Origin of the sequence: Salegentibacter maritimus, from assembly GCF_016236975.1 — a bacterium.
GTDB classification, from domain to species: Bacteria; Bacteroidota; Bacteroidia; order Flavobacteriales; family Flavobacteriaceae; genus Salegentibacter; species Salegentibacter maritimus.
In genome coordinates this window covers 1-12,271 of sequence record NZ_JAEHNY010000004.1, presented here as the reverse complement: position 1 = coordinate 12,271, position 12,271 = coordinate 1, and the positions used below count along the sequence as shown (strand labels likewise).

Below are 12,271 nucleotides of genomic sequence, written 5' to 3'. Positions count from 1 at the left end.
GTGTAAAAATTCCGGTTTACCCGAAACTTAGAAAGCGGAAGTTATTTGAACTATTAAATTGAAGCTCTTAATCATTATACCCAAAGCGCTTTAACTGGCGCTGGTCGCTTCTCCAATTTTTATTTACTTTCACATAAAGCTCTAAATGCACCTGTTTTCCAAAAAATTTCTCAAGGTCTTTTCTGGCTTCTACTCCCACTCTTTTTAAAGCAGCACCTTTATGGCCTATAATGATTCCTTTTTGCGTATCGCGTTCTACCATAATTACGCTTCGCATTCTAATAATTTCATCTTCTTCAAAAAATTCCTGGGTATCAATTTCTACTGCATACGGAATTTCTTTTTTGTAGTGCATTAAAATCTTTTCTCTAATTATTTCATTTACAAAAAAACGTTCGGGTTTATCGGTAAGCGTATCTTTTGGATAAAAGGCAGGAGATTCAGGCAACAATTCAATAATTCTAGTAAAAACCTCCTTTACATTAAATCCCTCTAATGCAGAAACCGGGAAGATCTCGGCATTGGGCACTTTTTCTCTCCATAATTGCACCTGGCTCTCTAATTCTTCCTGGTTAGATTTATCAATTTTATTCAGCAACAAAAGAATAGGAATATCGGCAGAAACAATTTTATTAAAGAAAGCTTCATCTTTTAATTCCTTTTCGCCAATTTCAACCATATAGATCAAAACATCGGCATCCTCAAAAGCCGATTTCACAAAATCCATCATAGATTCCTGTAATTGATAGGCCGGTTTAATAATTCCCGGAGTATCACTTAGAATCACTTGAAAATCTTCGCCATTTACAATTCCCAAGATACGGTGGCGCGTGGTTTGAGCTTTAGAAGTTATAATAGATAGCTTTTCACCTACAAAAGCATTCATAAGGGTAGATTTGCCCACATTTGGGTTCCCTATAATATTTACAAATCCTGCTTTATGTGCCATTTTAATAATTTTTATGATGCAAAGGTAAGATGATTAGATAATAGTTATCTTCTTTGTTTCAAATTATTTCCAAAAAAGTAATTCTCGCCGGCTGCAATAAAAATTAATTATCAATTTGATAATCAAGTTAATTCTTATTTATAAAGCGCTAAAAATTACCACTTAAGTGGCACGAAGCTTTTGTATTCAAAATAATTGGCTAATTTTGACGCCTCTTATGAAACAAGGAATTAGCAAATATTCGTCTCCACTTACTCCGCCCTAGGCAATTAAGGTTTTACTTTTATTATATTCCAACATTATTTTCTGCGGAAAATATTCCGCTCCCAATACTTATTAAAATTAAATTCTGATGCAAAAAATCTTCAACCTGTTTGATTTTTCACAAAAAGTTGATTATAAAAATGAAGTCCTTGCAGGACTTACCGTAGCGATGACTATGATTCCAGAATCCTTATCTTTTGCTATTCTTGCAGATTTCCCCCCACTGGTAGGTTTGTATGCAGCTTTTATTATGGGGATTATTACGGCTGTACTTGGAGGGCGCCCGGGCATGGTTTCTGGTGGTGCCGGCGCTACCGTGGTAGTTTTAATCGCTTTAATGAATTCTCACGGATTAGAATATGTATTCGCGGCAGTGGCCATGGCTGGAATTATTCAAATTGCAGTCGGGATCTTTAAGCTGGGTAAATTTATTCGGCTAGTACCGCAACCTGTAATGTTCGGGTTTGTAAATGGCTTGGCAGTAATTATATTCACTGCCCAATTAGAACAGTTTAAAGAAATAATTAATGGCCAGGTACAATGGCTAACCGGAGATGCTTTATTAATTATGATAGTACTGGTAGCGTTAACTATTGGCATCATTCTTATTCTCCCAAAAATAACCAAAACAGTACCACCATCTTTAGTAGCCATATTGGTTGTTTTCGCTATTGTTTATTTCTTCGGAATTGAAACAAGACAAGTAAAAGATATTGCTTCAGTTAGTGGTAGCTTACCACCTTTCCATATTCCACAGGTTCCCCTTACCTGGGAAATGTTACAGGTGATTTTTCCATATGGACTAATTATGGCTGCAGTAGGTTTAACTGAAGGTCTATTAACATTAAATCTCGTTGATGAAATCACAGGGACCCGTGGCCGTAGTAATAAAGAGTGTTTAGCCCAGGGAACTGCAAACATTGCCAATGGCTTCTTCTACGGAATGGGCGGCTGCCCTATGTTAGCCCAAACACTGGTAAATTTATCTTCTGGATCTCGCGCACGGCTTTCTGGAATTGTAGCTGCGTTTACCATTCTAGTTATAATTCTCGTAGGTGCACCGGTAATAGAACTATTACCAATGGCCGCACTAACCGGGGTAATGATTATGGTTGCCGTGGGAACTTTTGAGTGGGCTAGTCTAAAAACCTTTAGAAGAATGCCCAAGTCTGATGTTCTGGTAATGGTTTTGGTAACTTTAGTAACCATAATTCTTCATAACCTTGCATTGGCAGTACTTGTGGGAGTAATTATCTCAGCCCTGGTTTTTGCCTGGGATAATGCCAAACGCATTCGTGCCAGAAAACGAGTAGACGAAGAAGGTATAAAACATTATGAAATTTATGGGCCACTTTTCTTCGGATCTGTACAGGCATTCAATGATAAATTTGATGTTTTAAACGACCCTGAAGAAGTGATTATAGATTTTTCTGAAAGTCGTGTAGTAGATATGTCGGGAATTGAGGCATTAAATAAACTTACAGAAAGGTATCAGAAACAAGGTAAGAAATTACACCTAAGACATTTAAGTGAAGATTGTAGGAGCCTATTAAGTAATGCAGATGCTATTATTGAAGTAAATATTCTGGAAGACCCTACGTATAAAGTTGCAGTAGAAAAGGCTTAAGTTTCTTAACTTTATACTTCAAACTAAAACGCATATCATGTCTATAATTTCGGAAGGAGAGAAAGAGTTTGAAGAAATAACCTCTGTGCAAAATAAGGCCATGCGCCTTAACCTCAATGAAAATATATACGGCACCTTTGCTGAAATTGGCGCCGGCCAGGAAACAGTACGCCATTTTTTTAGGGCAGGGAGTGCTTCGGGCACGGTGGCAAAAACCCTTAGTGCCTATGATAAAGATTTTAGTGATGCCATATACGGGATTGAAGATGATGGGCGCTATGTTACAGAGCAGCGCTTAACCAGTATGATGCGTTACGAGACGGGACTTATAGAAGAACGCATTTCACGCTTAAAACATCCTAATAAACTTTTTTTTAGCTATGCAAATACAGTAGCTACCATAGACTGGGCAAAGAAATACAAAGGTCACGGATGGCTGGGAATTAGGTTTCAAACCACGCCTGGAGAAGACTATAGTGAAATTGTTTTACACGTACAGTTTCATGAAAATAATGCGGTTCATCAGCAAATTAGTTTAGGTATCATGGGGGTAAACCTCATTTATGGCGCATTTTATCACCACGATGATCCCAAAAACCTACTCAAACACCTTTTTGACCATCTTACCACCGACAAAATTGAAATTGATGCTATTAATTTTACAGGGCCTGTTTTTAAAAATGTAGATAATCGTTTAATGAGTTTAGAGCTGGTTAAAAATGGAATCACCGAAGCCATTATGTTTGCTCCCAACGGTAATAATGTGTTACCGGCCAGTATTCTCTACAAAAGAAATATTTTAACGCTTCGCGGAAGTTTCAGGCCTGTTACGAAGGTAAATATGGCGATGTATGAAAAATCGCTTAAGCTTTTTTTAAATGAAAGAAAGGTAGATAAAGATAAGACGGTAGTTATTTTTGAAATTACTCTTTCCAATCTTAAAGAAGAAGGGGAAATAGACGAACGTGACTTTTTAGACAGAGCAGACTTATTAGGTTCTTTGGGGCAAACGGTAATGATTTCAAACTTTCAGGAATATTATAAGGTTGTAGAGTATTTTGGACAACATACCAAAGAAAGAATGGGACTTACCATGGGAGTAAGTACGCTAAAAGATATTTTTGACCAAAGATATTACAGGCATTTAAGCGGAGGAATTTTGGAGGCCTTTGGAAAGTTATTCTTTAAAAGCCTGAAGATTTATTTATACCCATTAAAAGACGAGGAAACGGGTGAAATTATTACTAGTGAAAACTTAAAAGTTCACCCCAGAATGCAGGAGCTATATCAATATTTTAAAGATAATGGCCGGGTAGTAGATATTAAAGATTATGATCCTGAAACTTTAGATATCCATTCAAGACAGGTTCATGAGATGATTATAGAAGGAAAAGCCGGTTGGGAAGCTATGCTTCCGGAAAGCACAACAAAAATGATTAAAGAAAAATCACTTTTTAAAGGAAAATAGAAAAATAAAAAAGCCGTTAGAATTAACTTCAAACGGCTTTTTCTTTGTTCAATATACTCTTAATCTTCGTAGAAAGTATTTGGCCAGGAATCATTACCTGAATTTACATCAGGCAGAATCTTATTTGGATCTAATTCCACCTTTTCAATCGCTTTATCGGTTCGGTGCAGATAGTTCCACGAATCTCCACGTTGCCATATCTCAACCGGAAGTGTAACTTCTTCAGAAGAACCATCACCATAAGTAATTTCCATTTTAACAGGCATAGGAATTTCTCCTTCATTCGAAAGAGAAACCACATAATTACCTTCATAGGCTCTTACCGCATCTATTCCCAGGTCTATATTTCCTGTACCATAAAACCATTTACTAAAAAACCAGGAAAGATTTTCCCCTGAAACGTTTTCCATATGGTTAAAGAAATCTGCCGGTTGTGGATGTTTATACGCCCATGTTTCAATATAAGATTTAAAAGCATTATCAAAACGCTCTTCGCCCAAAATATATTCTCTAAGCAATAATAAACCAATAGCGGGCTTATAATAAGCTATCATCCCAAGGTTTCTTAGGTTAGAAACATCTGGATAGGTATCTATGCCTTCACGCTGCTCACTGGTAAACCAGCCAGTCATATTCCTGGTTTTATTTAATCTTGCCGGATACTCTCCATTGTTAAATTCTACAGTACTGTAATAATTAATAAAAGTATTAAAACCTTCGTCCATCCAGGCATATCTTCTTTCGTTACTTCCTACAATCATAGGAAACCAATTATGCCCAAATTCGTGATCTGTAACTCCCCATAAAGAAGCACCTTCACTTTTCCAACTACAGAAATTTAATGCCGGATATTCCATTCCACCAATATCGGCTGCAACATTTATAGCTACAGGATAAGGATATTCAAACCATTTGTTTGAATAATGTTCTACAGAAGCTTTAGAATATTCGGTTGAACGGCCCCAGGCACCCTGCCCGTCACTTTCTTTAGGATAAGCCGATTGTGCCATGGCTTTCTTTCCGCTAGGCAAATCTATTTTGGCTGCATCCCAAATAAATGCTTTTGAAGAACCAAAAGCTATATCGCGGGTGTTTTCCATTTTAAAATGCCAGGTAAGCGTACCTTCTTGTTTTGCACGCAAAGACATATCGTTTACTTCCTCGGGCTTGATTAAATACACGGTAGAATCGCTTTTAGAAGCTTTTTCCATTCTTTCCCTTACGGTAGGAGATAAAACCTGCCTGGGGTTTTGCAATTCCCCTGATGCTACTACTATGTGACTTGCAGGTGCAGTAATTTTATAGTCGTAGTCGCCATAATCAAGGTAAAATTCGCCAGCGCCAAGATAAGGTTCAATATTCCACCCTTCTACATCATCATAAACCGCTGCTTTAGGAAACCATTGTGCTAAAGCATAAATAGTACCATCTTCAACAGCAAGTCTTCCCATACGATCCATACCTTCTACCGGAATCTTGTACTCAAAATTCATAGAAACGGTAGCTTCACCACCATTGGCAGGAATTGGGTCATCAAAAAATACCTGCATCCTGGTGTCCGATATTATATATTCTGAAGAAGAACTTCTTTTTACCTTAGCTTTAAGGTTGGTAATGGTATATCCTCCATCTATATCGCCATTATAACGATTTCCCTGAATTGGAGTGGTTAAATATCCGCGAGAATCTTCTTTAAAACGGTTTTGCTCTAAATGCATCCATATAAAATCTAAATCTTGAGGACTATTATTTGTATAGGTTAGCTCAATATGCCCTTGTATGGTATGATCTTCATCGTTTAAAGTCACTTCAATTTTATAATCGGTTTCGTTTTGCCAATATTCCGGCCCCGGTTTACCTGAAGCTGAGCGGTACATATTACCACTGCGATCCATAAATTCATTAAAATCTTTTTGGTTGTTCTCTACAACCTCCTGGGCATTGGTACCGGTAGAAAACAAACCGGCAACTGCCAGACCAAGCATAGCTCTGGATAGGTATCTCATTCCTTTAAAATTTTTATTATAACTGCCGCTAATTTAACCAAACTGTTCAAGAATCCCTGATAAAATGAAGTTTATAAAAAAAGCTTCGGAAAATTAGGTAGAAAAATGCGTTTTACTGCTTCTATCGTACATTATGATACTCCCAGCCACAGAAACATTTAAACTTAAGCTTGACTGGAATTTTACCAAAAAATGAGATTTTTCGATAGCTTCTTTAGATAGGCCATGATCTTCTGCTCCCAGTAGATAAACACAACGCCTGGGGTGCTTAAACGTTTCGAGTGCTTCGGCTTCATCGGTAAGTTCCACACCTACCAACATGGCTCCTTTTGGGAGATGTGCATAAAAATCTTCAAAGGTTTTGTAGTGGAAATAAGGCATGGCACCTACAGCTTTATGAGTGTCACAAGCCTGCTTTGCATAACGATTACCTATGGTATAAATGAAGCTTGCCCCCATATTTTGGGCCGAACGCCATAGTACTCCAAGATTTTCAGGAGTTTTCCCATTTTGTATTCCAATTCCAAAAAACCCCTGTTCTAAATTATTTATTCTCATAGTGCTTCAAAAATAGTAGAATTAATATTTCTAGACTATGCCTGAGAGACTAAACCTGATATTCCTCATTTCAAATTATATTTATGTAACTTAAATTTATTAAAAACCATTGTCATGAAATATATTTTAATACCAACTGATTTCTCTGAGTCTGCAAATAACGCCTCTGAGTTTGCACTTGCTCTTGCACATTCATTACAACTTCCCGTACGTTTTTTACATAGTGTACCCACACCGGTAGACTGGAGCAAACTACCGAAAGAAGATGAAAAAAAATATCCTGAAACTAAAGAAAGAATTAACAATGCCAAAAACGAATTAAAAAAATGGGAACAAAAAGCGAATAAAAATAATGTTGAAGCAGAATATAGTATAATCTATAATACAGGCATGGATGATTTGGTAAATTATGTTCATCCTAAATATTATGAATTAGTTGTTATGGGAACGCATGGCACTAAAGGCATTGAAAAAATATTAGGTTCTAACACCCAAAAACTAATTAGACAATCTCAGCTTCCGGTATTAGCAATAAAGAGTTATTTTGATTTTAACAGACTAAAGAAAATTCTTATAGCTACCGACTTACAGGAAAAATCATTGAAAGCCTTTGAAAAAATCTATAACATCCTAACAAAATTAAAAAGCCAAATTGAAATCGTTTACATAAATACTCCTTATAATTTTAAAGAAACAGATGAAATTGATAATATGGCTAATGAGTTTCTAGGAAAAATTGAAATTAAAGATTTAAAAGTTCGGTGTTTAAATGCCAATAATGAAGCTCGTGGGTTAGGAATGGCTCTTAACAAATTAAAACCCGACCTATTCACAAGTATAACACATCATCGCACAGGCTTCGATACTATTTTTAGCCCAAGCATTACCGAAGAAATAATTAACAACTACGATCTTCCTGTATTGAGTATTAACCGGGAAATTTAACTTGAAAATATAGGTATTTCCCCCTATAAGTTGATTTCTGCCGATTTTATAAATTAAAGAAATATAAAATCGGCATTATGAAACTATTACAATCTATTTCTGGAAAGCCCTTATTAAAACTGTGTTTATTTAGTGTAAGTATACTAACTATAATCTTATTTGGTTCATGCAAAGAAGAAAAGAAAGAAAACTTCACAAAAGGAATTAGCCTAAATACAATTGAAGAAAAAAAATCAAGTACCACAGAATATGAAAATCGTGGTAAGTACCTTGTAGAAATAATTGGATGTCATGACTGTCATAGTCCTAAAAAATTAGGGGAAAGAGGACCAGAGATGATTACTGAACTAGCCTTTTCAGGATTTCAGGCAAATAACAATTTACCATCATTGAATAAGCAAGCCTTAGAAGAGGGGTGGATGTTAATGAACCAGGATTTAACTGCTTTTGTGGGTCCCTGGGGAGTTTCATATGCGGCAAACTTAACACCACACGACACGGGTATGGGCACCTGGACGTTTCAACAGTTTAAAAGGGCTATGGTGGAAGGAAAATACAAAGGCCAGGAAAATGCCCGCATGTTATTGCCGCCCATGCCCTGGCAAAACTTTAAAGATATAAAGGAAGAAGATTTAAAGGCCATGTACTTCTATTTTAAAAGCCTACCACCGGTAGCAAATGTAGTCCCACCTGCAAAACCACTTAAAGACTTATAGTAGCCCCCTCCTCCTTTCCAAAAAAACTAGATCAAAAAAAAAGACCTTTACATTGCTGTAAAGGTCTTTTAAAAAAAAGGCGGTGACATACTCTCCCACAAATAGCAGTACCATCTGCGCTAACGGGCTTAACTTCTCTGTTCGGAATGGAAAGAGGTGAGCCCCGTTGCCATAACCACCTTAAGTCTTTAGTATGCAGTTTACAGTCTATAAATTTGCAGGTTTTCCTGCTTACCCTTTTACTTACAACTGCCTACTCTAATAAGTTGACATATTAAAAGAAACAAAAAATAAAATAAAACTGCGGCAAGCATTCAAGCTCCTGTTATCCCTTGCAGGATAACAGGAATCGCATCAAGCTTTACGGATTATTAGTACCACTCGGCTATGACATTGCTGCCTTTACACCTATGGCCTATCAACGTGGTCGTCTCCCACGGTCCTTTAAAGAAATCTCATCTTGTGGTGGGTTTCGCGCTTATATGCTTTCAGCGCTTATCCCTTCCCAACGTAGCTACCCAGCAGTGCTCCTGGCGGAACAACTGGTGCACCAGAGGTTGGTCCAACTCGGTCCTCTCGTACTAGAGTCAGGTCCACTCAAATTTCTAACGCCCACTACAGATAGAGACCGAACTGTCTCACGACGTTCTGAACCCAGCTCGCGTGCCACTTTAATGGGCGAACAGCCCAACCCTTGGGACCTTCTCCAGCCCCAGGATGTGACGAGCCGACATCGAGGTGCCAAACCCCCCCGTCGATGTGAGCTCTTGGGGGAGATCAGCCTGTTATCCCCGGCGTACCTTTTATCCTTTGAGCGATGACCCTTCCACGCGGTGTCACCGGATCACTATGCTCTACTTTCGTACCTGATCGACCTGTATGTCTCTCAGTCAAGCTCCCTTTTGCCATTGCACTCTACGCACGGTTACCAAGCGTGCTGAGGGAACCTTTAGAAGCCTCCGTTACTCTTTTGGAGGCGACCACCCCAGTCAAACTACCCACCAAGCACTGTCCCTCACATAATGAGGTTAGGCTCCGAACAAGTAAAGGGTGGTATTTCAACAATGACTCCACACCGCCTGGCGACGGCGCTTCAAAGTCTCCCACCTATCCTACACATCACTTGTCCAAAGTCAATACTAAGCTATAGTAAAGGTGCACGGGGTCTTTTCGTCCCGTAGCGGGTAATCGGCATCTTCACCGATACTACAATTTCACCGAGCTCATGGCTGAGACAGTGTCCAGATCGTTGCACCATTCGTGCAGGTCGGAACTTACCCGACAAGGAATTTCGCTACCTTAGGACCGTTATAGTTACGGCCGCCGTTTACTGGGGCTTCAATTCAATGCTTCGCCGAAGCTAACATCTCCTCTTAACCTTCCAGCACCGGGCAGGTGTCAGGCCCTATACATCATCTTTCGATTTAGCAGAGCCCTGTGTTTTTGATAAACAGTCGCCTGGACCTCTTCACTGCGGCCCCGCTAAAAGCGGGGCGACCCTTCTCCCGAAGTTACGGGCCTATTTTGCCTAGTTCCTTAGCCATGAATCTCTCGAGCACCTTAGAATTCTCATCCCAACTACCTGTGTCGGTTTACGGTACGGGTTGCATCCACTCGCTTTTCTTGGAAGTCGATCCGCTGGATTATCACGCCGGCCGAAGCTTTTGTGTACTATCGGGGTGTTACCACTCCCTTCAACGTGCTATTCCGTCAGCACGCACCAACTTTTCGCCTCCGTCCGCTTTAACGTGGGGCAAGTACAGAAATATTAATCTGTTGTCCATCGACTACCCCCTTCGGGTTCGCCTTAGGTCCCGACTAACCCCCAGCTGATTAGCATAGCTGGGGAAACCTTAGTCTTTCGGTGTGCAGGTTTCTCGCCTGCATTATCGTTACTTATGCCTACATTTTCTTTTGTAACCAATCCAGAAAGCCTCACGACTCACCTTCATCTCTGTTACAATGCTCCCCTACCACTCCATATCTAAATATGAAATCCATAGCTTCGGTAGTATGTTTATGCCCGATTATTATCCATGCCGGACCGCTCGACTAGTGAGCTGTTACGCACTCTTTAAATGAATGGCTGCTTCCAAGCCAACATCCTAGCTGTCTGGGCAGTCCAACCGCGTTTATTCAACTTAACATACATTTGGGGACCTTAGCTGATGGTCTGGGTTCTTTCCCTCTCGGACACGGACCTTAGCACCCATGCCCTCACTGATATAAAACATTTTATAGCATTCGGAGTTTGTCAGGAATTGGTAGGCGGTGAAGCCCCCGCATCCAATCAGTAGCTCTACCTCTATAAAACTATTATACCGCTGCACCTAAATGCATTTCGGGGAGTACGAGCTATTTCCGAGTTTGATTGGCCTTTCACCCCTACCCTCAGGTCATCCCAAGACTTTTCAACGTCAACGGGTTCGGTCCTCCACTATGTGTTACCACAGCTTCAACCTGCCCAAGGGTAGATCACACGGTTTCGCGTCTACCATTACCAACTTAAATCGCCCTATTAAGACTCGCTTTCGCTACGGCTCCACAGCTGAACTGCTTAACCTTGCTGGAAACGGTAACTCGTAGGCTCATTATGCAAAAGGCACGCCGTCACCCCTAAAGGCTCCGACCGCTTGTAAGCGTATGGTTTCAGGATCTATTTCACTCCCTTGTTCAGGGTTCTTTTCACCTTTCCCTCACGGTACTGGTTCACTATCGGTCTCTCAGGAGTATTTAGCCTTGGCGGATGGTCCCGCCGGATTCATACAGGGTTTCACGTGCCCCGCACTACTCAGGATACCACTATCATTACATCCATTACCTATACCGGGCTGTCACCGTCTATGGCCAAGCTTTCCAACTTGTTCTAATTCTGTTTGCAACAAATATTGTGGTCCTACAACCCCATAAGGTCCGTAAACCTTATGGTTTGGGCTAATGCACGTTCGCTCGCCGCTACTAGCGCAATCACTATTGTTTTCTCTTCCTCCGGGTACTTAGATGTTTCAGTTCTCCGGGTTTGCCTCCTTGCGGATACTATACCTTCAGTATAGTGGGTTGCCCCATTCGGATATCTGCGGATCAACTTGTATGTGCCAATCCCCGCAGCTTTTCGCAGCTTATCACGTCCTTCTTCGCCTCTGAGAGCCTAGGCATTCCCCATACGCCCTTATCTAGCTTGTATGCTTCTTGCTTATGCTCGAATTTCTCGTGACCTTAAATCACAATGTATTCTATTAATATAATTAATTTACCTCGTTATAAAATTTACATCCTATAACTGTAGTTTTCTCGTATTCTTTGTTTCTCAATATGTCAATGAACTTTATAAGCTATATGCTTTAGGCTATAAGCCTTAGGCATTTTTGCTTACGGCTTATAGCATAATGCTTAAAGCCTTTTGTGGAGAATATCGGAGTCGAACCGATGACCTCCTGCGTGCAAGGCAGGCGCTCTAGCCAGCTGAGCTAATCCCCCATTTTTCAGTTGGCAGTTAATTAGTATTCAGTATTCAGTCGTAACTGTACTGCGTACTGCTCACTGCGTACTGTAAACTGGTTGCCCAACTTCTAAAATTTCCTTTCAATTTGTAATGAACGTTGTTGTCCCAAATTCAAATTACTTTGAACTCTTAACCTTTAACTGCGCTTTAGCGCGCTGTAGTCTCAGGCAGACTCGAACTGCCGACCTCTACATTATCAGTGTAGCGCTCTAACCAGCTGAGCTATGAGACTGTCC

7 protein-coding genes, 2 tRNA genes and 2 rRNA genes are annotated in these 12,271 nt (G+C 39.9%); 4 read left to right on the top strand and 7 right to left on the bottom strand.

Features of this window, described 5'->3' with window-relative positions; genetic code table 11:
- Positions 1-67: 67 nt before the first annotated feature.
- Entirely contained in the window at positions 68-949 is an 882-nt protein-coding gene (gene era, locus I6U50_RS05120) for a GTPase Era (protein WP_198638078.1), read from the bottom strand.
- Between the two features lie 352 nt (positions 950-1,301).
- On the opposite strand from era, the gene I6U50_RS05115 reads away from it, so the two are divergent.
- Both I6U50_RS05115 and I6U50_RS05110 read left to right on the top strand, forming a co-directional pair.
- Positions 1,302-2,840, top strand: coding sequence for a SulP family inorganic anion transporter (locus I6U50_RS05115; protein WP_198629509.1), 1,539 nt, complete (start codon positions 1,302-1,304; stop codon positions 2,838-2,840).
- Between the two features lie 37 nt (positions 2,841-2,877).
- Positions 2,878-4,308 carry a TonB-dependent receptor gene (locus I6U50_RS05110; RefSeq protein ID WP_198638077.1) on the top strand — a complete coding sequence of 477 codons (1,431 nt, stop codon included), beginning with the start codon at positions 2,878-2,880 and terminating at the stop codon, positions 4,306-4,308.
- Positions 4,309-4,367: 59 nt separating this feature from the next.
- Here the strand turns inward: I6U50_RS05110 and I6U50_RS05105 are convergent, their stop codons facing one another.
- Entirely contained in the window at positions 4,368-6,314 is a 1,947-nt protein-coding gene (locus I6U50_RS05105; RefSeq protein WP_198629511.1) for a M1 family metallopeptidase, read from the bottom strand.
- Positions 6,315-6,407: 93 nt separating this feature from the next.
- A complete protein-coding gene (locus I6U50_RS05100) occupies positions 6,408-6,872 on the bottom strand; it encodes an RNA methyltransferase (RefSeq protein ID WP_193712349.1) in 465 nt (154 codons plus the stop codon).
- A 114-nt stretch (positions 6,873-6,986) separates the two neighbouring features.
- On the opposite strand from I6U50_RS05100, the gene I6U50_RS05095 reads away from it, so the two are divergent.
- Together I6U50_RS05095 and I6U50_RS05090 are read left to right on the top strand one after the other, a co-directional pair.
- On the top strand, positions 6,987-7,817 hold the full coding sequence (locus tag I6U50_RS05095) for a universal stress protein (protein WP_198638076.1): 831 nt from the start codon (positions 6,987-6,989) through the stop codon (positions 7,815-7,817).
- Positions 7,818-7,894: 77 nt separating this feature from the next.
- Positions 7,895-8,533, top strand: a complete 639-nt coding sequence (locus I6U50_RS05090) for a diheme cytochrome c-553 (RefSeq protein WP_198638075.1) — start codon at positions 7,895-7,897, stop codon at positions 8,531-8,533.
- Between the two features lie 74 nt (positions 8,534-8,607).
- Here I6U50_RS05090 and rrf read toward each other — a convergent pair.
- From rrf to I6U50_RS05070, 4 genes are all read right to left on the bottom strand, one after another.
- A 5S ribosomal RNA gene (rrf, locus tag I6U50_RS05085) occupies positions 8,608-8,716 on the bottom strand.
- A gap of 167 nt (positions 8,717-8,883) precedes the next feature.
- Positions 8,884-11,718: ribosomal RNA gene (locus tag I6U50_RS05080) — 23S ribosomal RNA — on the bottom strand.
- A gap of 218 nt (positions 11,719-11,936) precedes the next feature.
- Positions 11,937-12,010, bottom strand: a tRNA-Ala gene (locus I6U50_RS05075).
- 183 nt (positions 12,011-12,193) lie between these two features.
- Positions 12,194-12,267 (bottom strand) — tRNA-Ile (locus tag I6U50_RS05070).
- Between the last annotated feature and the right edge of the window lie 4 nt (positions 12,268-12,271).

Excerpts from the sequence above, each read along its gene's own strand:
- era (WP_198638078.1), bottom strand. The coding sequence starts at position 949 with ATGGCACATAAAGCAGGATTTGTAAATATTATAGGGAACCCAAATGTG.
- I6U50_RS05115 (WP_198629509.1), top strand. The coding sequence starts at position 1,302 with ATGCAAAAAATCTTCAACCTGTTTGATTTTTCACAAAAAGTTGATTAT.
- I6U50_RS05110 (WP_198638077.1), top strand. The coding sequence starts at position 2,878 with ATGTCTATAATTTCGGAAGGAGAGAAAGAGTTTGAAGAAATAACCTCT.
- I6U50_RS05105 (WP_198629511.1), bottom strand. The coding sequence starts at position 6,314 with ATGAGATACCTATCCAGAGCTATGCTTGGTCTGGCAGTTGCCGGTTTG.
- I6U50_RS05100 (WP_193712349.1), bottom strand. The coding sequence starts at position 6,872 with ATGAGAATAAATAATTTAGAACAGGGGTTTTTTGGAATTGGAATACAA.
- I6U50_RS05095 (WP_198638076.1), top strand. The coding sequence starts at position 6,987 with ATGAAATATATTTTAATACCAACTGATTTCTCTGAGTCTGCAAATAAC.
- I6U50_RS05090 (WP_198638075.1), top strand. The coding sequence starts at position 7,895 with ATGAAACTATTACAATCTATTTCTGGAAAGCCCTTATTAAAACTGTGT.